The sequence below is a fragment of the Planktothrix mougeotii LEGE 06226 genome (assembly GCF_015207485.1).
In the GTDB taxonomy this organism is placed as follows: domain Bacteria; phylum Cyanobacteriota; class Cyanobacteriia; order Cyanobacteriales; family Microcoleaceae; genus Planktothrix.
In genome coordinates this window covers 157314-179850 of record NZ_JADEWU010000002.1, presented here as the reverse complement: position 1 = coordinate 179850, position 22537 = coordinate 157314, and the positions used below count along the sequence as shown (strand labels likewise).

At 36.8% G+C, this 22537-nt stretch carries 21 protein-coding genes; 10 read left to right on the top strand and 11 right to left on the bottom strand.

What is annotated here, in order from left to right; genetic code table 11:
* Window positions 1–18: 18 nt before the first annotated feature.
* Entirely contained in the window at window positions 19–981 is a 963-nt protein-coding gene (locus IQ236_RS01825) for a DUF389 domain-containing protein (protein ID WP_193867697.1), read from the top strand.
* A gap of 165 nt (window positions 982–1146) precedes the next feature.
* Here the strand turns inward: IQ236_RS01825 and IQ236_RS01820 are convergent, their stop codons facing one another.
* From IQ236_RS01820 to IQ236_RS01795, 6 genes are all read right to left on the bottom strand, one after another.
* The gene (locus IQ236_RS01820; RefSeq protein WP_193867696.1) at window positions 1147–1608 is read right to left on the bottom strand and encodes a YidH family protein; all 462 of its coding nucleotides are present in this window, start codon (window positions 1606–1608) and stop codon (window positions 1147–1149) included.
* A gap of 121 nt (window positions 1609–1729) precedes the next feature.
* Complete coding sequence (locus IQ236_RS01815) at window positions 1730–2374, bottom strand: hypothetical protein (protein WP_193867695.1); 645 nt, start codon at window positions 2372–2374, stop codon at window positions 1730–1732.
* 75 nt (window positions 2375–2449) lie between these two features.
* Complete coding sequence (locus IQ236_RS01810; protein WP_193867694.1) at window positions 2450–3133, bottom strand: cadmium resistance transporter; 684 nt, start codon at window positions 3131–3133, stop codon at window positions 2450–2452.
* Between the two features lie 37 nt (window positions 3134–3170).
* Entirely contained in the window at window positions 3171–4694 is a 1524-nt protein-coding gene (locus IQ236_RS01805) for an APC family permease (RefSeq protein WP_193867693.1), read from the bottom strand.
* 242 nt (window positions 4695–4936) lie between these two features.
* A complete protein-coding gene (locus tag IQ236_RS01800; RefSeq protein WP_322744063.1) occupies window positions 4937–5509 on the bottom strand; it encodes an MgtC/SapB family protein in 573 nt (190 codons plus the stop codon).
* Window positions 5510–5550: 41 nt separating this feature from the next.
* Window positions 5551–6138, bottom strand: coding sequence for a Crp/Fnr family transcriptional regulator (locus tag IQ236_RS01795; protein WP_193867692.1), 588 nt, complete (start codon window positions 6136–6138; stop codon window positions 5551–5553).
* A 127-nt stretch (window positions 6139–6265) separates the two neighbouring features.
* On the opposite strand from IQ236_RS01795, the gene IQ236_RS01790 reads away from it, so the two are divergent.
* The gene (locus IQ236_RS01790) at window positions 6266–7255 is read left to right on the top strand and encodes a LysR substrate-binding domain-containing protein (protein ID WP_228041369.1); all 990 of its coding nucleotides are present in this window, start codon (window positions 6266–6268) and stop codon (window positions 7253–7255) included.
* Between the two features lie 32 nt (window positions 7256–7287).
* Here the strand turns inward: IQ236_RS01790 and IQ236_RS01785 are convergent, their stop codons facing one another.
* The 4 genes from IQ236_RS01785 to IQ236_RS01770 all read right to left on the bottom strand — a co-directional run bounded on the left by IQ236_RS01785 (window position 7288) and on the right by IQ236_RS01770 (window position 11352).
* On the bottom strand, window positions 7288–8076 hold the full coding sequence (locus tag IQ236_RS01785) for a prohibitin family protein (protein ID WP_193867691.1): 789 nt from the start codon (window positions 8074–8076) through the stop codon (window positions 7288–7290).
* A 15-nt stretch (window positions 8077–8091) separates the two neighbouring features.
* Window positions 8092–8811, bottom strand: a complete 720-nt coding sequence (locus IQ236_RS01780) for a phosphatase PAP2 family protein (RefSeq protein WP_228041368.1) — start codon at window positions 8809–8811, stop codon at window positions 8092–8094.
* A gap of 32 nt (window positions 8812–8843) precedes the next feature.
* Complete coding sequence (locus tag IQ236_RS01775) at window positions 8844–9200, bottom strand: hypothetical protein (protein WP_193867689.1); 357 nt, start codon at window positions 9198–9200, stop codon at window positions 8844–8846.
* A 211-nt stretch (window positions 9201–9411) separates the two neighbouring features.
* Window positions 9412–11352: a hypothetical protein gene (locus IQ236_RS01770; RefSeq protein WP_193867688.1), complete on the bottom strand. Its 1941-nt coding sequence runs from the start codon at window positions 11350–11352 to the stop codon at window positions 9412–9414.
* Window positions 11353–11460: 108 nt separating this feature from the next.
* Between IQ236_RS01770 and IQ236_RS01765 the strand changes: the two genes are divergently transcribed.
* From IQ236_RS01765 to IQ236_RS01730, 8 genes are all read left to right on the top strand, one after another.
* Window positions 11461–12279 (top strand): tetratricopeptide repeat protein, encoded by an 819-nt coding sequence (locus tag IQ236_RS01765; protein ID WP_193867687.1) that lies wholly within the window; start codon window positions 11461–11463, stop codon window positions 12277–12279.
* Between the two features lie 152 nt (window positions 12280–12431).
* Window positions 12432–12950, top strand: coding sequence for a cyclic nucleotide-binding domain-containing protein (locus tag IQ236_RS01760; protein ID WP_193867686.1), 519 nt, complete (start codon window positions 12432–12434; stop codon window positions 12948–12950).
* Window positions 12951–13032: 82 nt separating this feature from the next.
* Window positions 13033–14121 carry a bifunctional diaminohydroxyphosphoribosylaminopyrimidine deaminase/5-amino-6-(5-phosphoribosylamino)uracil reductase RibD gene (gene ribD, locus IQ236_RS01755; protein WP_193867685.1) on the top strand — a complete coding sequence of 363 codons (1089 nt, stop codon included), beginning with the start codon at window positions 13033–13035 and terminating at the stop codon, window positions 14119–14121.
* 2 nt (window positions 14122–14123) lie between these two features.
* Complete coding sequence (locus IQ236_RS01750; RefSeq protein WP_193867684.1) at window positions 14124–14726, top strand: hypothetical protein; 603 nt, start codon at window positions 14124–14126, stop codon at window positions 14724–14726.
* 105 nt (window positions 14727–14831) lie between these two features.
* A complete protein-coding gene (locus IQ236_RS01745; RefSeq protein ID WP_193867683.1) occupies window positions 14832–17558 on the top strand; it encodes an ATP-binding protein in 2727 nt (908 codons plus the stop codon).
* Window positions 17559–17669: 111 nt separating this feature from the next.
* Window positions 17670–18059 carry a response regulator gene (locus IQ236_RS01740; RefSeq protein ID WP_190519884.1) on the top strand — a complete coding sequence of 130 codons (390 nt, stop codon included), beginning with the start codon at window positions 17670–17672 and terminating at the stop codon, window positions 18057–18059.
* A 58-nt stretch (window positions 18060–18117) separates the two neighbouring features.
* Window positions 18118–20061: a response regulator gene (locus tag IQ236_RS01735; protein WP_193867682.1), complete on the top strand. Its 1944-nt coding sequence runs from the start codon at window positions 18118–18120 to the stop codon at window positions 20059–20061.
* Entirely contained in the window at window positions 20045–21487 is a 1443-nt protein-coding gene (locus tag IQ236_RS01730) for a GGDEF domain-containing response regulator (RefSeq protein ID WP_193867681.1), read from the top strand. The genes IQ236_RS01735 and IQ236_RS01730 overlap by 17 nt, the downstream gene beginning before the upstream one ends.
* Here IQ236_RS01730 and IQ236_RS01725 read toward each other — a convergent pair.
* Entirely contained in the window at window positions 21471–22496 is a 1026-nt protein-coding gene (locus IQ236_RS01725) for a cysteine hydrolase family protein (RefSeq protein WP_193867680.1), read from the bottom strand. The two genes, IQ236_RS01730 and IQ236_RS01725, sit on opposite strands and share 17 nt — an antisense overlap.
* Window positions 22497–22537: the final 41 nt, after the last annotated feature.

Here is a 22537-nt window from a genome sequence, read left to right as displayed (position 1 = left end):
TAAATCTTAAGATTTGTTATGAAAACTCAACTAAAGCTCAAAAAAGTATCCGGGGATACCTTAGTCCAAATGCGGCAGGATTTAATGGCTGAATCCCGACCGAGTTTTAACTACATGATTTTAGTCATAACGGCTTGTTTAATTGCGACTTTTGGATTACTGAGTAATAGTACAGCCGTCATTATTGGAGCCATGTTAGTCGCTCCCATTATGTTACCCTTGCGAGGATTAGCCTTTGGTATTTTAGAAAATGATCAAGAATTATCTCGGTCTGGTATTATCTCGATTGTTGTGGGAACAATAGTAGCACTGATCTTATCAATCACTTTAGGAAAAATAGTCGGAATTGAAGATTTTGGTTCAGAGGTTTTAGCGAGAACTGAACCCAATTTAATAGATTTAGGAATCGCTGTTGTAGCCGGGGGATTAAGCGGTTTTACTAAAGTTGAAAAGGGGATTAGTGACGCGGTGGCTGGAACCGCAATTGCAGTGGCGTTAATGCCTCCTTTATGTGTCATTGGTTTAACGTTATCTCAAGGTTTTTATGATTTAAGCTATGGCGCAACATTGCTTTATTTAACCAATTTAATTGGCATCGCCTTAGCTTGCATGATCGTTTTTGTTTTGGCAGGTTATTCCCAACTCAAAAGAGAATTTGTCATCACACTGATTGTGGCTTCTGTATTAGCAATTCCTTTAGGAATTAGTTTTTTACAGTTCGTAACTCAACTGCGGTTACAAACGGATTTAAGGAATATTTTTCAAGATAAAACCTTAACGGGACAACGAGTAGATTTACAAGACACTCATATTAATTGGAAACAAAATCCTCCCAAAGCTTATTTAAAAGTTCGTTCTACTGAACCCGTTACCCCTAGACAAGTGCGTTTAGTTCAAGAGTTTATCAATCAAAAAATGAAACATAATTTCACGTTGGTTTTCTTAGTTGAAGAGGTAGAACAAGTAGAAGCAGAGAAGTAATCAGTTGTCAGTTATCAGTCATCAGTTATCAGTCATCAGTAATTACTAATTACTAATTACTAATTAGTTGATTGACTCTCTCTTAACTCTTAACTCGTACAGGCACACCTGAGCGCAACCATATCTCTACACTGATAACTGATAACTGATAACTGATAACTGATTTTAAAATTCGCCAAAATCAAGGGGGGTGGATACAGGACTGGTGAAGACAAAATAAATAATTCCCGCTCCTAATAATGCGATCGCTAAACTAAAAAGAATGACCCAACGATCAGGGGGTTCGTAGGTATCTTCTTCAATATCTCGACGCACAATAAAATATTGAAATGTGGATAATAATACCGTTAATAAACCCACTCCTGAAAATAATAATCCTAATTTCCAACCATAACCAGGGCCAGGAACAGCAACAGGTTGAAATGCACGCAGGCGTAAAATCACAACACCAAATCCCATTAAACCAACGGCTGTTCGCATCCAGGCGAGATAGGTTCGTTCATTCGCTAAGTGATCTCGAACGCGGGAAGGGTTCAATTTTTTGGGTTTCTGGATAATTTCTGCGGTAGAATCTGGTGATTTTATGAATTCAGAGGCTTTGATTTGGGTGTAATCTTCAGTTTCCATAGTTTAGGAAATTCAACAAAAATACAGAGAATCAACCAGGAAATCACTCTTTTTAAGGGTGACTTTAATTATCCCTTTTCTCCCTGTTTAAAGGGAGATAGGGAAACATAGTTAGAACCTTTTATGATTTTTTCGTACTCAAAGCATTAGGAATTTGGCTATCAATAATACTCTGAGAAATATTAGGGATAAACCAATTGATATTATTTCCTTGAACAACCTTCGCTAAGGGGGAGTTAAACTCAAGATTTCCAGATTCAGAATTAGTGGTAATTTCTAACTGAGTTCCATCCAAAATTTTAATCGCAATTGGCCCTTGTAAAGGATCAGATTGTTCACTGAGTCCTAAATTTCTTCCTTTAAGATCTTGGGGTAAATAGAAGCCATCACAATCCCATTTTTTGGGAGTAGTTTGATTATCACCCAAAAAATAAAGGGTTGCTTGCTCATCTTGATCTTCTTTTCGGGGACTGCCATAAACTGCTATTGTTTTTCCAGTTTTATTGGTACATTGTCCCCAATTAGTTCCTGATTTTAAAGCATATTGTTGAAACTGTAAATAGTCAAGTTGTTGTTGAACAGCGTCAGAAATTGCGCCTTGAGTTTGTTTTTCATCTTCCGCAACTAAGGACAGTTGTTTTAAGGCTTGAGTGACTTCAATATAATCAGGATTTTTCATATATTTAGGTTCGGCGGAAGCTGGTTCAGAGAGCAGAAAATTTAGCATCAAAACCAAAGCAATCAATAGAGAAGTTAAGAATTTCATGAATTTTTTCCTTGAACTAGGTTGAATCAAAACATTAAAATTTGTACAGGGTGTAATCCGATTATTCAACTTCGGCTACTTCCGAGGAATTAGAAAACAAACCCAAGCACAACTAATTCCTAAAGCCAGAAGTGCTAATAACAGGTTTTCTTTGACGATAAATACACCTAAACCAATTAACACACAAGGAATAAATGTATTACCATAACCTGTTAAAACCTTAGCAATGGTGGTAAAATTCGTTAACTTGTAAGCCAGATAACACCAAACTCCAACGAGGGAGAAAAAGGTACATAATATGGTTAATAAACTTTCCCAACTACTACTGGCAAATAGGGGGACATAAATCCCTATATTATCGCTCCCATTGGCAACCGTTACCGCCGCAACTCCATAGGTTTGAGGAGATAACCAATTTTGCCAAAAAGAGGGGGGATTTGATGTTGTAGAAGTCTCGACAGAGCTTGAATCTTCCTCCTGATCGGTTGGGGATTTTAATAAATAATGAATCCCCAAGATAACAGGAACTAAACCCAACCATCGAATCCAATCAGGAGGAATCAATAAACTTCCAAAAAAACCGGGTAAACTTGCCAATAATAGGAGGGTAAATCCTAAATATTGACCGATGACAATTTGGCGACGACGGAACAGAGCATTAACTTGGGAAAAAAATAGGGTAAGGATGAAAATATCATCAATATTAGTCGCAGCAAAGGCGGCGGTTCCTGTTAAAATTGCGGTTATAAATTCGTTCATGGTTTGATTTTTCTGTAACGGTTAATAAAGGAGAGGTTTAGAATTTTCGTCTGCGTTTAGTCGAATAGGAATGGGATGTAGGAAGCACTAAAGAAGCTGAAGGAATAATTTCAGGAGTGGGGTGAGTAAATTGAGCATGAATTTCTTCAATATGTCGTTCCATGGTTCTGACTAATTTCGGTGAACGAGTGCGTTGTCTTACAAACCAACCACAAGTTATTAATAAGTAGAACAGGAATAAATAAGGGAAGAGATTATAAGGCGCTTCAGGAACTGGAAACAGTTGATTTCCAGGAATACCAACGCTACCAATAATCGGAATCATCATGAAGCCAATAGCTAAGATAGAACAGACAACATCCATCGGCCGCAGTTGTTTAATTTTGTGGAGATAAAGGGGTGCAGCTAGGGAAACTAAAATGTAAACCGTTAAAAATCCATAACTACAAATTGCCCCTAAATAACCCATACTTTCAAATAAGCGAATATTGAACATTGACAGGATTGCTGGAACTAGAAACATCACAAAAGAACAGAGGGTAACAGCAATATGAGGGGTGCGATTTGAAGCGTGGGTTGTACCAATCGACGCATGAAATAAACCATGACGCGCCATGATAAAAAAGATGCGGGCGGCGGGATTAATGGTTCCTAAAACACAAGCAAAGAAGCTAAATAAAACTCCGAAAGCAATAATATCTCCTAAGAATCCAAGACCGATTTGATGGGAAAGAAAAGCTAAAGGTTCTTCTGTTGTTGTAATTGCAACCCCTGTCCCTTCAAATCCTAGAATTTCAACATAACTGGTGAAGATAAAAAAGACTCCAGCTAGGATAACACTGCCCATCACAGAACGGGGAATCGTTCTTAACGGATTTTTAGCTTCATCCCCTAATGTGGTGGCACTTTCAAATCCTGAAAATCCAAATAAAGCTAACACTAATCCAGTGGCAATATGACCCGGAGTAACCCCTTCTAAGGTGAGTTGGCTCAGATCTAAAGCAAAGCCTTTATGGGCCCAAATCAGGATAGTTAGAATTCCAATTAACAAAATCGAAATTCCTTCCATCCATAACATCGCCATAGCGGAAAGTTGGATATCTTTATAGGCTGCATACCAAGCAATTCCTGCACCAATGGCGAGTAAGGTAATTGCCGAAGGATGAATCCCTAAATGACCAAATAATATGCCGCTAAAGTTGGCTAAACCACAGAGAACAGACATTCCGGTGAATAAATAGGCGAGTACCAAACTCCAACCACAAATGACTCCGGCGGTAGGGCCTAATCCTTTAACAATATACGCATAAAATGAACCCGGAGAAGCAGAACGTCTGGCAAATTGATTAATATTAATACTGACAAAAATTAAGCCAATTAAACCAATTAAAAAACTGAGCCAAGTCCCTTTTCCTGAAAGAGCAACTAATAAGCCTAAATTAGAGGCTGGAATTGTTGTAGGGGCAATTACAGAAAAAGATTGAGCTAAGACTTCTCCAAAAGAAAGACAATCCTTTTTTAAGCCATGAGAACTTTGGTAGAGTTGAGTGCTTTCCGTCATAGAGTAATTCCTTCTGTATTTCAAATAAACATCGGTGAATTGCTCTGCGATCGCCAATAAAGTATTGAGCAATGATTAACGATATCACCGGACATGAAACAGTTAATGTTTCAGTTTTTACTCTATGGGGATTCCATAATAGAATCAACTGTTCTTTTTTGTTGAATTAATAAATTTTATTGATTGATTCTCCCCTTAATGGTGTTTCACGGTAGGATCAAAGAATAATTGCTGAAAATTTTCTACTTCAGTTCTAAATCTTCTGAGTGGATTTCCTCAGAATTAGTTTGAGTTTTAGGACGAGGGATTCGTTGCTGTTTATAGAAGGGTTTATAAACTCGTAGCCGATAAATAGACGTGTGTTTAACTTTTTTGAACCCACTTAAAATCAGTAACGTCATTAAAGTTCCGATTAAACTCATGCGCCATAATCCACATCCGGCGGCGGTTCCTAAACCGGCGGTTAACCACAAAGCTGCCGCCGAAGTTAGTCCTTTAACTTTAGGTTTAAGATTATGTTTTGGCTGTTGCAAAATTAAGCCAGCCCCAAGAAATCCTACTCCGGTTGCAATGCCTTGAACGGTACGACTCAGGGCGTTGGTTGAGTTTATATCAAAGCCGGCTTGTAAGGGTAGCATGATAAAAATAGCAGCCCCTAAACTGACAATCATATAAGTTCTCATTCCCGCAGGCCTACTGGGTTGCTGACGATCTAGTCCAATCAATCCTCCGATGAACAAAGCAATTCCTAAGCGGAAAATAATGGTGAACCAATCATCAGCCGGAAAAAACATTGGGTTAGAATTTATAGCCATTGCTCCTCAACCCCCCTAGGATTAAAAAATCCTACTATTTTTTAAATCTCATAGTGCCAAAAAGGTTGATGTCCCGGTAAGAGAATAAATTGCCTATTTAACCGTTCAATAATTCCATGCTGTTCAAATTCTTTTAAAAGTCGAGTAACTGTGACTCTGGTTGTGCCAATTGTTTCAGCAATTTCTTGATGGGTTAAATGAAATTCAATTAATTGTCCCTGAGAGACACCACTGCCAAATTTGTTGGCTAATAAGGTCAATAATTTATGCAACGCTTCATCAACGGGACGGGAATGAACGATTTCTAAAAAGGTTTGCAGTTGATGAATATGTTCAATTAACAGGGGATAGAGATTATCAAATTCAGAGATCGGAACAGGAATCGCCTGAACTGGGGTCACGCACTCCATATAGTAGGGGTCAGCTTTGGACAAAACCCGTGAAACGATATCTCCTTCCCCCCATAACCCCAATGTAACAACAGTTCCATTTTCCAGGTAGGTGAGAGTACGCACAACACCCGACTGAATTTTCCACAGGTGATCCCGTCTTAAAGGAAGTCGGTCACGGCGTTGGAAGTAACGCTGTTGTTGACTGAATTCCGGTGCAATTCCTGAAGCTAAGGTCATGGAAGATACAAACTCAGTGAAATTTAACTAAAATTGTAAACCATATTACTTCTATTCGCATTATAATACAGTTTTAATTGTATTCTATTTTAATTGTCCCCATTCAGACTAACCCCATCCCCAAATCATGCAAGAGGTGAGTAACTTTACAATGGCTGGAATGACCCTAGAGCAACTGCGAATTTTTTTGGCGGTAGCAGAACATCTACACTTTACCCGTGCGGCTGAGAACCTCTATATTACGCAACCGGCGGTTAGTGCTGCGATTCAAAGCTTAGAAACCGAATATCGAGTCAAGTTATTTCATCGGATTGGTCGCCACGTTGAAATTACAGAAGCGGGACAATTACTGCAACTTGAAGCTCAAAAAATTTTGGAACAAGTCGCCTTAACCGAACGCGGATTAAAAGAGTTAAATAATTTGCAACGGGGAGAACTCAAGTTAGGATCAAGTTTAACGATTGGAAACTATTGGCTACCGGAAAAAATTAGTCAATTTCAACGGCAATATTCAGGAATTATTGTTAACTGTACCTTAGCGAATACCGAGGAAATTTGTTTAGGGACAGCCAACGGACACTTTGATTTAGGATTAATTGAAGGGGAAGTCAAACCTTCTTTACAAAAATTGTTAAGTCAGGAGGAAGTTGGCAGCGATCGCTTATTAATTATTGTTGGACAATCCCATCCTTGGTTTAACCGAGAAAAAGTTGATTTAACAGAGCTTAAAAATACAGATTGGGTCATGCGAGAACCGGGTTCAGGAACTCAACAACGGTTAGAAGAAGCGTTACAAAATTGGGGAATTAATCTCAGTGAATTAAAGGTTATTTTAGTTTTAAATACCGGAGAAATGGTAAAATCTGTTGTCGAAGAAGGTCATGTAGCCGCCGGAATTTCTGAACTAATGGTTAAAAAAGAATTAAAATTAGGAATTTTAAAGGCGATTCGGATTGTTGATTATCGTCAACCTTCTCGTAAAGAATTAGAATTGATTCGACCTTTTTTAAAAATCAAACATTGTCAACGGTTTCAAACTCGTATTTCTCAAACCTTTGAAAAAATGTTATTATTAAATGAGATTAATTTACAGTTAACGCAAAGAAATGTTTGCTAAACGGATCTCTATTCAGGAAACTGATGATTCAATCAGGATTCTAGCTTAAATCCATGAATGAATTTATCATCTACCACTAAAGGTAAACTTCCATTCCATTTATCAATAATTTTCTGGTGCAAAATTTCGGGAGTTAAGGTTTTTTGCAGTAAACTATGAGCTTCAGCTTCTCCTTTGGCTAAATTGACCTTAACTTCTGCTTCTTTAATTGCTTTCAAAACTAAAAATCCAGCTTTTTTAGCATCCTGTTCAGCAATTTGTTTGGCTTCCACAGCATCAGTAAACCGTTGGGAAAAATGAACATGAACTAGAGAAATATTATCGACTTGAATGTGATAATTAATTAATTGGCTTGTTAATAAATGATCCACTTCTGATTTTACATTTTCCCGACAAGTAATAATTTCTTCGGCGGTATATTTAGCCATAACCGCTTTGAGAATTTCCTCAATCACGGGATTAATAATTGCTTCAATAATAGCTTGTTTATCCCCAATTTGTTGAAACGCTAAATTAACTTCTTCAGGGATAATATGCCAATTCAATGCCACATCCGTAAACACCTCCTGTAAATCTTTTGAGGAAGCTTCGGCTGATATTTCCTGTTTTTGAATACGGACAGTCATCTTTTGTACGGTTTCAGATACAGGAATAATAAAATGCAATCCTTCATCCAAAATTTCAGACTGAACCTTACCGAATACCATTAAAATTCCTCGTTCCCCCGCATTAACAATAATCAGAGGATTGAAGAAGATTAAAAGTAATAAAAACAAAAAAATTAGGTTAGCTGGCTTCAAAAATAATTGATATCTGGGCATGGGTAAAATCTGGAGTTAACTTTCGAGAACAGTAGAAGATTGAGTATCTACAATTCGATTAAATTGGTGAATATTTAATAATAAACTACTGAGAATTGACCAAGTGATAGCCAGAAACCAACCCGCTAAAATATCACTGGGAAAATGAACACCTAAATACAGTCTTGTCCAAGCAATTGCAAGGACAAATAATCCGCCTAAACCAATTACTAACCCTCGCCATTTTGTTCTCCAAGTCAGTAAAATGAAGACGGTTACAAAGGTCATACTCAAGAGTGCGTGACCACTGGGAAAAGAAAAAGTTGAAGGAAAAGGATAGGAAGATTGCCACAAATGAGGTCGCATTCGATGAAAGAAAACTTTAGCAGATTGGCTGAGAATTCCACTTCCTGAAAGCGTTAAAATTAAATACAAAAGCGATCGCCATTGTTTTTGATACCCTAAAATTAAAATAACCGGAGCTGCTAGGAAAACGATTCCTAGAGAAGTACAAGTAAAGGTTAAGATAATCGCCCAGCTTTCGAGTTGAGGTTGCTCCATAGCATGAAGGGCGAATAAAATTGATAAATCCCAAGGTAGACCACTGGAACTTTCGCCTACTTTTAAAGCTAGAATTCCAAACAACAGTAAGGGTAAAGAAATTCCTAATACTAAAAACCGCCAATGCAGGATGAACCAGTTTTGAACAGAACTCCAGTTCCTCAATGACGGTTTATGGGGATTAAAATCAGACATCATTTTGTCCTCAAACTGCACATATTTTCAGTTTAATGCGGTAACAGGGACAGGTCAATTACATTAGACTGAACTAAGAGTACCATTACTACAGTAAAAGCAGTTGAAGAAAAAACACCCATTGCTAAATCTTTCTTAAGATTTCGTTCAGAGGAGGAAGCTTCAACAACATTTAGGGCTCCATATTGCATTAAAAGAATTCCCGCTAAATTGGAGAGCCAATATCCAAAAATAGAACTCGGAAAAAATAAATCTTCAGACAATTTACTAAAAACAAATCCAAACCCGTAAGCAATCGGTAAATTAAAGATTAAATCATTCCACCAGCACAACGGAGACATCATGAAACCCAGAAAAACCAAAATTCCGCCGATCCATTTTTTAGACATAAATCTCTCCATTGTTAACAACTTCAACTCAATTGATATCAATTTTTATTAAAAAAACAATCTGACTCAAGACTGATGCACGAAATCCTAGAAACCCGGTTTCTGCGTAACTTCTATGATAGTTAACTGGACTAGAATTCCAGTCATCCTGTGAAACTAGATAAATTGTATATGAATCTAGGATGAAATTCAATACATTTGTAATTTAATTTTACTTCTTTGTCTCCCAAGTTGGCCCCATCAGGGTTCCTCGCAGTCGCCAGGAAGGTTTTTGAGGGACGTTAACCTCCAGTAGGCCACTATACAGCTTTTCTTGAATATAAGGACTCTCTAAAACGGGCCAATTTTCTAAAATTTGTTTTTCTCCATTAATCACAGCATCTCCGATCGCCTTATTTTTTTGATAAGTTAGGGTTAAGCGATCGCCCGCTAAACTTTTATAACTTAATATTCCTTGACTTTTCCAATTTTGATCTTGAATTTCAGTTTGATCTAATCCCGTTTTCAACTGTTGAAAATTAGGATAATCATCAACCGCAGCAACATCAGTGATCCAAGCGGTTTTATTTCCCTGTGCAGCTAAAGCTTGTAAATTTGGTTGTTTCTCAGAAATTGAAGATTTCAACTCAATTTTATCCCCCCAAGGTCGAGCCACTAACCAAATATTATGAAGTTTCCAAATATACCAATTTTTATAGCGTTGAGGTTGACCATAATCTTGAGGTAAAACCAGATGAGAAGCAGCAGGAACTCCCGCTTTTAAATCCGTTTCATTTAAGATTAATTGAAAGATAACGGCTCCCCGTTTTTGTACTAATTGATCCCCCGGACTTCGACCTGTGGCTTGAAGACCATGATAAGTTCCTCCTAAATTAATCACGGCGTTTTGTTGACCCTTTGGATCTCGCACCACTAATTTATAGGTAGCATATTGAGCGCGAATCGTTCCCTTTACTTGATAGACTCTGGCGGGTTCTAATAAAGTCCCTAAACTATAGTTGTTTGTGATATAAAACGTTTCCCAAAGACGGTTACTTTCGTGATAACTATAATAAGCCGGATGACTAGCTCTAGCTTCAAACGGTAGGGGGATTTCTTTACGAGCGATCGCCCTTAAAATTTCCGGCGGACGATAGGAACTTAAGGAGGCAGGTAAAGCTAACCAAGCATATTTCTCATCCATTTTTTGAGCTAATTCTGGTTGATCTCCCCACCATAACCAAGCAACAGCCGTTAACCCATTATTCCAAGTATTGCGATCAAATCCTCGGCTTTCTGCTCCTCCTGCGGTTCCCCAACTCAGACGTAATGCCATATTAACGGCATACCAATCTAATAATCCTTTGGCTAATTCTCGTAATTTTTGATCCTGAGAAAAATCATAGAGATTTAATAACCCGCTAATACTATAACCATAATAAATAGATGAATGAAACTCACCTTGACCAATGGTTAAAAACTTATTCAATTCTGAGCGTAACCACGCTTCATTGGTAGCAGCACTGGCTGGATCTCCAACGGGAAAACCACTGTTATTCATCAAGGCTAAACCCGATGCTCGTTGCATAAATGTATGGTTTTCTGTTCCTGCTTCTGTCCATTCTAAAACCCTGGGGGATTCTAATTGACGACGATAGGCAAGTTTCACATCTAACGGCATCATTTCTTTAAATAAAAAGAAGATTCGCACATCTAACGGTGCCCGAAAATGATAGAGATCCGGCTTATCTTGATCCAGTTTTAATAAAACATCCCAACTATGTTGGGGATCATAATTATTTCCTGCGGGTTCATTTTGTAGACTTAATCGTGCTAAAATAATGGGGAGTAAATATTTATGGGGATCACCGAGTTTAATTCGTCGCCACCAAGCATCTTTTTCATCTAAATTAATCGCAGCTAATTTCTCTCTAATCGCTAACCCTCTGGCTTGAAAAGCTGTTTCTTCGGCGGAATTAATAGGGGGAGGTTCGGGGATAATAAAGCTTGAAGAGTTTGGAGAAGAAAAAACAGAACCTTCTAGCAAAATGTTAGAAATTTTAGTGATTTCAGAAGAATTTTTTCCAGGAGTATCAACAGCAGATAAACGGCAACCAAAAGCAAAAATAAAGATAGCCGTTAACCCGCTCATCAGTTTAAGATTAGTCTTCATTACAGTCTCAAGTTTTAAGGGAGGAAAACCGTTTTTTAGAAATTGTAAAGGATAACTCTGAACATTTACGATAAAATAGAAAACAAAATCACTGGGAGGATTTATCCGATGGGATATGCAATTGACGTTAATCAATCTAACTTTGAGCAAGAGGTGATCAAAGTTTCCGATAAAAGCCCTGTATTTGTAGACTTTTATGCAACTTGGTGTGGCCCGTGTCAAATTTTAAAACCCATTTTAGAAAAGTTGGTGAACGAATATGATTTTATTTTAGCGAAAATTGATATTGATCAAAATCCTGAGTTAGCAAGTCAATATGGGGTAGAAGGTGTACCGGATGTCAGAATTGTGATTCAAGGAGAAATGCAGCCCGGTTTTGTAGGAGCATTAACAGAAGCTCAAATTCGGCAAACCCTCAGCCAATTCAATTTAAAATCTAATTTTGAGCAGGATTTAGAAGCTTTAAAAACTGCGATCGCTCAAAAGAACTTTCCCACCGCCAAACAACTTTTAGATCAGCTATTTTCTCACTATCCAAATCGCTTAGAAGTGGTGTTAGCAGCCGCTAATTTTTTAATTCTTCTCAATCAACTTGAAAATGCTGAAAAACTGTTAAATACCATTGGAGAAGATCAGCGCGATTTCTTCCCCAAAGCTCAGGCTTTAAAACAATTAATCCAACTCAAAACAGATGCTACTGCTTCGGGAGAAAGCCAACTGGAACAGAACTATGCAAAAGCTTGTCAATTAACATTAGCGGAAGACTACTCAGAGGCGTTATCTTTGTTTTTAGAGATTGTATCTACCCACCGCAAATATAAAGAGGATGGGGCTAGAAAAGCGATGTTGACTATTTTTAATTTACTGGGAGATGACCATCCCTTGACTAAAGAATATCGGAAACAATTAATGCTACAATTATATTAAGGGGACTCAAACAGGGAATAGAGCAGAGGGAATCGGAAACCGAAAACAGAGAACGCGCCATAGGGAACTTTATCATTTGTTCTGATCGAAAAATCGGTGATTTAACGGTTTTTCTAGGAAGGACTTATTTTTCTCTAAAAATTCATAAATTTATGACTAATGCCTTACTGATTCTAGGGGAATTAAATGATCGAGATATAGATTGGATCGTGACCCAAGGAAAACGAGAAGTCCTGCAAGCGGGTACTGTTCTAATTGAAGAAGATCAACCCTTAGATGCGCTTTATATTGTTTTGAGTGGAACCCTCAATGTTTGTGTGGCAGCTTTAGGAAATCAAGTGGTGGGAAAAATTGGTGGCGGTGAAATATTAGGGGAAATGTCTTTTGTGGATGGACGTTTACCCTCGGCTACGGTGCAAGCGGTTGAAGAGTGTTGTGTGTTATCCATTCCTCGATTACTTTTAGCTCAAAAATTAGAAGAGGATGTTTTATTTTCGTTGAGATTTTATCGAGCTATTACTAAATTTTTATCCTCACGCTTACGAGCTACTGTTAACCATTTTGGTCATGACGATAACGTTACTTTTTTAGCTTCTAAACCTTCCAATAATATACCAGAAAATGAACCCGACCATCGTTTAGATTGGATTATGCAGCGTTTAGGAGGATAATAATTATTAAATTTCTGGAAGCAAAATTCTTGCTTTTATAATTAAGTTTTGCTTAGTTAGATTATTTGAATCGTTCTGAATTATGACCTTAAATTTTGATCAAGAAATGATGCAATATTGCTTAAAGTTAGCTTGTCAAGCCTTAGGCAAAACAGCACCTAATCCCTTAGTTGGATGTGTCATCGTTCAGGATAAAAAAATTGTTGGAGAAGGGTTTCATCCGGGTGCAGGTCAACCCCATGCTGAAGTTTTTGCCCTGAGAAATGCCGGAGAACAAGCCAAGGGAGCAACGGTTTATGTTAATTTAGAACCTTGTAATCATTTTGGGCGGACACCTCCCTGTACAGAAGCCTTAATTCAAGCTGAAGTTTCTAAAGTTGTGGTGGGAATGGTTGATCCGAATCCTTTAGTTTCAGGAACAGGAATTCAACGGTTAAAAGATGCAGGAATTGAGGTCATTGTTGGCATTGAAGAACAAGATTGTCAACAGTTAAATGAAGCTTTTGTCTATCGAATTTTGCATCAGAAACCCTGGGGAATTTTGAAATATGCCATGACCTTAGATGGAAAAATTGCCACCACAACGGGTCATAGTTCTTGGGTGACGGGAACCGAAGCTCGACAAAAAGTTCATCAGTTGCGTGTTGCTTGTGATGCGGTTATTGTGGGAGGAAATACCGTCCGACGAGATAATCCTTGGCTAACGACCCACGAAGCCGGAAAACCTAACCCTTTGCGAGTGGTCATGAGTCGAACTTTAGACTTACCCAAACAAGCCCATTTATGGGACACTCAAGAAGCGAAAACTTTAGTTATAACAGAGGAGGGTGTAAATCCAGATTTCCAACAGTTTTTGCAGAATAAGGGGGTAGAGGTAGCGGAATTATCGCCCTTGACACCTGCCCAAGTCATGGCTTATTTCTATAAACGTCAGTTTTTATCGGTGTTGTGGGAATGTGGAGGAACCCTTGCCGCCCAGGCGATCACAGATGGCAGTATTCATAAAATCTTAGCGTTTATTGCCCCTAAAATTATTGGGGGCAAAACAGCACCATCTCCGGTCGCAGATTTAGGGTTGACTCAGATGACAGAAGCACTTTTATTAGAACGAATGACCTGGGGTTCTGTAGGTAAGGATTTTTGGATTGAAGGATATTTATTTCAAACTTAATTATGAGCGAAGTTGCCCTATTAAGTCTTATGGTCAGTAGCCTAGGAATTGATGCTGTTTTACTCGCGAGTTGGCTCTGTTCCATACAAACTGATACACAATTAGAACAGGAGGAGGAAGAAACATTGACTCGCTACGACTCAGAAGATACTAAACAAATGCCTGTAAAATCTATACAACCTAACGGCTATTCTAACACTGAATCTCCTGAACCTTTAGTTCGGGATTGGGAGTATAAAATTGTGCGAGCAAGTCGAGATGTATTTCGGAATCCAACTATCTTTAAACGGTTATGTCAGGAAGAAGCCGAAATGGGTTGGATTTTAGTGGAAAAATTAGATGATCGACGGGTTCGGTTTAAGCGTCCAAGAGGACTCGATCATGCCGAAAACCCTTACCAAATTAAAGCTGATCCCTATCGTTCAACCTATGGTTCTTCCAGTAATTTAGGAGCTTGGTTAACGGTGATTGCTTTTATAACTGCCATTATTTTACCTGCATATTTAGGATTTTCATTAGTTGCCATGAGCTTTAATAAATCCTATCAAAATTCTTCCCCCACGATTTCATCTCCTGAACCCGAAGTTCCTTCAGCTTCTCCTTAAAACGTCCTCAAAACAATTTCAATGCTCTGCGATAACCTCACCCTTACTGACACTTTTTGCAGGTTTGGGGAGGTTACAAAACTATCTTTATAGAAATAATGAATAATGTTACTTTTACCTTGGAATCAATTTGTAGCAAAAACCATTGGTAAACTGCCGTTAAGAACAGTTTTAATTGTACCTTTTGTGGTACAAATTACCGCTACGGTTGGATTAGTGGGTTATTTTTCATTTAAAAATGGACAAAAAGCTGTTGAAAATTTAGCCCAGCAGTTAATGAACCAAGTGAGTAATCGTGTTCAAGAAAATTTACAGTTTTTCTTAGAAACTCCCGATCAAATTAACCAAACTAATTATAATCAAATTAAATTAGGTTTTTTAAATACAACTAATTTATATCCTTGGGAAAAATACCTTTGGCGGCAAGTTCAATTATATCCTGATATTACTTTTATTGCCATTGCGACGAATCAAAATAAACAACGGTCAGGTGAAAAACGCCTGAATGGTGATTTCCAAGTTAATGTTGTCGGGGATGATGTTGGCAAAAATTTCTATACGTTTAAACTCGATTCTCAAGGAAATCGGACTCAAGGTGAATTAATCAAAAAAGACTATGATTTACGTCAACATCCCACTTACTTAAAAGTGATAAAAGAACGCCGAGCTTCCTGGAGTAATGTATTTGTTTCTATCTTAGAGCCCAGCTTATTAATTAGTGCATTAGAACCCATCTACAATCAAAAACAACAAATTGAAGGAATTTTTCTGGCTACCTTACGGCTTGACCAAATTATTACCTTTTTAAAAGGTTTAAAAATTGGCAAATCAGGACAAGTTTTTATTCTTGATCCCCAAGGTCATTTGTTAGCTAGTTCTACCGGAGAACAACCCTTTAGAAAAATTGGCAGTCAAAATCAACTGTTTTTGGCAACAGAAAGTAGGAATAAAATCACCCAATCAGCGACACAAGAATTATTGAAACAGTTTAAAAGCCTACATAAAATTTATAACCCTCAAAAACTTAATTTTTTAATTAATAAAGAGAACTATTTTTTAAATATTATTCCGTTTAGTGATAATAAGAAATTAGAATGGATGATTGTTTTGGTCGTTCCTGAACATGATTTTTTAGATCAAATTAAAGCCAACAATCGAACAACACTACTTTTATGTTTAGTCACCTTTATTATAGCAATTATCATTGGAATTTTAACCGCTAGATGGATTACATTTCCTATTATTCTACTCAATCAAGCATCTAAGAATATTGCAGCCGGACAATGGGATTTACCCCAAGAAGCGAATCGTCAAGATGAATTAGGAGAACTGACTCGTTCTTTTAATAACATGATTCAACAATTGCAAACCACTTTAACTCAACTGCAAAATCTGAACCAATCTTTACAAATTAGTGAACAACGTTATACAAGTTTAGCTCAAGCCGCACCCGTTGGAATTTTTCGGGCTGATATTGAAGGGAATTATATCTATGGAAATGATCAACATTTTGCCATGATTGGTCTGAGTCAAGCGGAAACAATGGGGATGGGTTGGACAAAAACTTTACATCCCCAAGATCGAGATCGTATTCTTTCCTATTGGTTAAAATTTGTCCATGAAGGTGTTCCTTTTCAGTATGAATATCGGTTTTTTAAACCCGATGGCAGTACAATTTGGGTCTATGGAAAAGCACTTGCTGAACGAAATAGTGAAGGTCAAATTACAGGATATGTCGGAACCATTACCGATATTACATCGACTAAAGAAGCCGAACATATTCTGGCTGAATATAACCAAACTTTAGAACATCAAGTCAAAGAACGGACGCAAGAACTCTCTCACACCCTGCAACAGTTAAAAGCCACTCAAAGTCAACTGGTTCAATCTGAGAAAATGGCGACATTAGGACAATTGGTAGCTGGAATTGCCCATGAAATCAATACTCCATTAGGTGCAATTCAAGCGGCTATTAATAATAATAATCAAGCTTTAATTGAATCTTTAATTGAATTACCCAAACTTTCTCAAAAACTTGATCCTGAGCAACAAGTGCTGTTTTTTAAGGTATTAGATTTTTCACGAAACAACCCCCAGCAAATTTCGACACGAGAACAGCGTGAATATAAACGTCAACTGGCTCAACACTTAAAAGAGTATCAAATCGAATCTCCTCGAAAAATCGCTGATATTTTAATTGATATTGGTATTTATGATAACTTGGAATTTATTTTACCCTTGGTTCAACATCCTGAACAAGAATGGTTATTAAATTTAGCTTATAATCTAGCTCGATTACAACGAAATAATCAAACCATGATTACAGCAATTGAACGAGCTTCTAAAGTTGTTTTTGCTCTCAAAAGTTATGCTCGTTATGATCCCCATAGTCAAAAACAATCCGTCTTAATTACTGAAGGTATTGATACGGTTTTAGAACTCTATCACAATCAACTGAAACGTGGCATAGAAGTCAATCGTACCTATCAAATTACCCATCCCCTTGATTGTTATCCTGATGAATTAATGCAGGTTTGGACAAATTTAATCCATAATAGTATTCAAGCCATGAAGGGTCAGGGAACTCTCAAGATTGTCGTCCTCCAAGAAGAAACTGAGTTTCGGGTTCAAATCATCGATTCAGGCTGTGGGATTCCGGCGGATATTCAAGGACGCATTTTTGAACCCTTCTTTACAACAAAACCTTGGGGAGAAGGTAGTGGTTTGGGATTAGATATTGTTCAAAAAATTATTGATAAACATCAAGGTCAGATTACCGTTCAAAGTCAACCCGGAAACACTATTTTTACGATCTCCTTACCTCGAACCTAAACCAAAATTTCGAGATTAGTTCTGTTTATGTTAAAATGAGTAAAGTTTACTTTTAATTAGCCATCTTTATCAAAAAAATCAATTCAATTAAAATTTAAAAAGGAAAAGCCAATGGTAGAAAAAGCTATTATCTGTGTAGATGATGAACGGTTTGTGGTAGAAAGTCTCCTAGAACAACTCAAACGGAGATTTGGAAAGGAGTATATCTATGAAGGTGCAGAAAGTGCCCCGGAAGCCTTAGATATTCTGGAAGATTTAAAACAGGAAGATATTGAAGTATTAATTATTGTTTCGGATTGGTTAATGCCTGAAATGCGAGGAGATGAATTTCTGATTGAAGTCCATCGTCGTTTTCCCAAAATTATTACAGTGATGTTGACGGGACAAGCGGATGAAGCTGCGATTAAACGGGCTGAAAAATATGCTAATTTATATCGTTGTCTTTATAAACCTTGGACAGAAGAAGAGTTAGCACAAACGATTGCATCGGCTTTAGGATAGTGATCAACATTTAGAGATTTTTATTGCTTGAATTTCTTCCGATAATAACTTGAGAACAATGGCTAAACAACTGGCAATTTTATGTGTAGATGATGAATCTGTTATTTTAGAAAGTCTTAAAGAACAACTTAAACGGAATTTACCTCAACATTATGAATTAGAATCAGCAGAAAGTGGCGAAGAAGCATTAGAAGTTATTGAAGAATTGCATGAGGAAGGGTTAGAAGTCGCCTTAGTTATTTCTGACCAAATTATGCCCGGTTTACAAGGGGATGAGTTATTAATCCGAATTCATCAAAGTTATCCCCAAATGTTAAAAATTATGTTGACTGGACAAGCAGATGCTCAATCTGTTGGCAATGTAGTCAACCAAGCAAGTCTGTATCGTTATATTAGCAAACCTTGGGATGAAACGGACTTAATTTTAACAGTTCAAGAGGCATTAAGGCGCTATGCTCAAGAACAACAACTGGTAGAACAAAATCAAAAATTACACGAATTAAATCGACAATTACAACAGTTAAATATTTCTCTGGAACAAAAAGTTTTAGAACGAACTACACAATTAGAACAGGCAAAACAGGCTGCTGAAGTGGCGAATCAAGCTAAAAGTACATTTTTAGCTAATATGAGTCATGAATTGCGATCGCCTTTGAATGCGATTTTAGGCTTTGCTCAATTAATGAATCGAAGTACAACTCTTTCTGCTGAACACCAAGAACAAGTGAAGATTATTTTACAAAGTGGAGAACATTTATTAAGTTTAATTAACCAGCTTTTAGATTTAGCTAAAATTGAGGCAGGCAAAATCACCCTTAATGAGGCTAACTTTGATCTATATCATCTCCTTCAAGATTTAGAAGATATGTTCTCTCTCAAGGCTAAAAATCAGAGTTTAAGCTTAACATTTAGCTGTTGTAAAGCTGTTCCTCAATATGTTTGTACTGATCAGATTAAACTTCGCCAAATTCTGATTAATTTACTCAATAATTCTCTCAAATTTACTCATCAAGGAGGCGTGCAGCTAACCGTTAATTGTCATAAAATTGATCCCTCAAACCTACAACTGATTTTTGCAGTTCAAGATACGGGAGTCGGCATTGATTCCGAAGAAATTGATCAGCTTTTTGAGGCTTTTACTCAAACTCAAAGGGGAAGAGAAGCTGATGAAGGAACGGGGTTAGGTTTATCGATTAGTCAAAAATTTGTACACCTGATGGGTGGGAAAATTAAAGTTAATTCCCAAGTCGGAGTCGGCACAACCTTTACCTTTAATATTCACGCTAAATTTGTTGATGATATTTGTTTATTTAATCAAAATTCATCTCGAAAAATAGTGGGTTTAGCTCCTAATCAACCTGCCTATAAAATATTAATTGTTGATGATAAATTCTGTAATCGTAAATTATTAATAGAATTGCTGAAACCCTTGGGATTAGAATTAAAAGAAGCTTCAAATGGCAAAGAAGCTGTAGAAATTTGGGATGTGTGGGAACCCCATTTAATTTTAATGGATCTGATTATGCCCATTTTGAATGGTTATGAAGCCACAAAACAAATTAAAAATACCTTAAAAGGAAATGCTACGGTGATTATTGCGATTACTGCTAGTGTTTTAGAAGAACAAAAAGCCTTGGTACTTTCAATGGGTTGTGACGATTTTGTGAGAAAACCCTTTCAAGAATCCCATATTTTTGAGATGATTGCAAAATATCTAGGTCTTGAATATATCTATGCGGAGGACACCTCCCTAAACTTTTTAAATCCCTCAAACTCTATACTTACTGTTGAAAGCTTGAAAGGGATGCCCTCTCAATGGATAGATGAACTTTATCAAGCCAGCCTTGACTTAGATTATGAGTTAGTTTTAGATCTAATTCAAGAAATTCCGTTGGGACAAGCTGATCTGTCTCAAGCTTTAACCGATTTAGTTTCTAATTATAGAGTTGATCAAATTTTTAATCTTATTGAAAAAATAAAAATCCATGAATATTCGAGCTAATAAAAAACAACAACTTGGTGGTATTTTAATTATAGATGATAAACTTGAAAATTTAAAAGTTTTATCAGAAATTCTTAAGCAACAAGGGTATAAAGTTCGTCAAGCTATTAATGGAATATCCGCTTTAAGGGCCATACAATCATCCCCCCCTGATTTAATTTTATTAGATATAAAAATGCCGGAAATGGATGGCTATGAAGTTTGCCAAAAACTGAAACAAGATTCTCAAACTCAGGAAATTCCTATTATTTTTATTAGTGCTTTAAATGAAGTTTGGGATAAGGTAAGAGCGTTTCAATTAGGAGGAGTTGATTATATTAATAAACCCTTTCAAGTGGAAGAAGTTATTGCCCGAATTGAAACCCAGTTTATTATTCAAAGACAAAAAAAACAATTACAAGCAGAAATAGAATATCGTCAAGCCCAAGAAGAACGGTTAAAAGAGGAAATTCAACACCGTCTCGCCAAAGAAAAGCAATTACAAGAAGAAATTCAACGACGTAAAGAAACAGAAGAAATTTTATATCAATCTCGTGCTTTAATTCAAAGTGTTTTAAATACGTCAATGGATGGAATTGCTGCGTTTCAATCTATCCGAAACACAATGACCGGAAAAATTATGGATTTCCGTTGTTTAGTTGTGAATCCAATCATTGGCCAAATTTTGAAGCAAGATCGCTCTAAGTTAATGGGTAAAATTATTTTAAAAAAATTATTGAAAAAAATAGATTCTAGCTTATTTGAAAAGTTTGTTAATTTAGTAGAAACGGGAACTCCTTTAATTGATGATATTTTTTATCACAGTGACGATACTCAAGGTTGGTATCATTTTATTGCTGTCAGGTTAGGGGACGGATTTTCCATCGCCATTCGAGATATTACAGACCGTAAAAAGATAGAGCTTGATTTATCTCGTTGGGCTAAATTAGATGGGTTAACACAAATTGCTAACCGTCATTATTTTGAGGAATTTTTAAATATAGAATGGCAGAGACATCTACAGGAACAAAAACCAATTTCCTTGATTTTATGTGATGTAGATTATTTTAAAGCTTATAATGATACCTATGGTCATTTAGAAGGAGATGACTGTTTAAAAAAAGTAGCTCAAGCAATTGATCAAGTGATTCAACATCCCGGAAATTTACTAGCTCGTTATGGCGGTGAAGAATTTGTGATTATTCTAACCCAGACGAATCTATTAGAAGCAGGGAAAATTGCGACAGATATTCAAACTTCTATTCGGATTCTCAATATTCCCCACTCCCAATCTCAAGTGAGTGAGTTACTTACGCTAAGTTTCGGCATATCGAGTTTAATTCCAACGCCAGAAAACTCAACTTTTATATTAATTAAATCTGCTGATCAAGCTTTATATCAAGCTAAACAACAAGGGAGAAATTGCATTGTTACTCAAGTAGATTAAAGGAGTTAATCATCTGCATTCCGGCGGTGGTAAATCGTTGAAATGCGAGATTTGCTTGTTCAGTATAATCGACAATACCGGGAATAACAACAGGAGAGGTACAATCTTCTAATAAATAAACTTTTTGGGCTAAATTATAATTTTTGGCTTGAATTTCGGTTAATAAATTGTCAATTGTCCAAGCAACACAATGGCTTTTCGCTTGACCCGCAATCAGAATTCGATCAAAGTTTAAAATCTGTTCTATTAATTGTTTATTTTTTTGAGCTATTATTTCTCCTTGAATATTTTCTAAAACTTCCGGTTGCAAAACCGAATAATTTTCTGTTAAGGGATGGTTTCCTTTAATCTCAAATTGAACTTGAGAACATCGGGAAATCGTATGAAAAAATAATGCTTCTTCAACGGCTGAAACTAACCCATGACCGATCCCTCCTAACATTGAATGATAGGGCCATACTGTTAAGGGATATTGACCTTTTTTTGCTAAGGTTTGGGCATAATGTAAGGCGTATTGTTCTAGGCTGTTTTCATCTGCACCTAAAATTATATTGATAACTTTTGGATTCACTTTCCAGATGTGATTTTGAATATCTTCAACGGAAATTAACGTTGCAGGGGTGGGATGTTCACCTTGTTGATTAATCCAAAAAATAGGATGAAAAATTTGGAAGGCGGTATGGGTATCTAAGGTAGCAATAATATGGCTAATTTTGTGTAAATTTCGATAAATAAATTCACACAATCTAATATTGTCTTCTACTGCACCATTTCCCGATGCGCCTCCTACAAATAACTCAAATTCAGGAATACAAAACGTATTTTGAACATCAATTAAAATTAAACAGGTTTTAAGTTGATCCTGACTAGCAGGTTGAATCTTATACTGTTTTGCCCATTCTTCGGCTTCCTGGGCTCGAATTTGATACCGAACACGCCAAACTTCTCCCACACGCTGGGGATCAAAATGGGGAGGAATGGGGAGAGAATCTATTTTTTCTGTCATCATTTGTTTATGATAAAATTAGAGTTAAAGAGCAGAATTCAAGC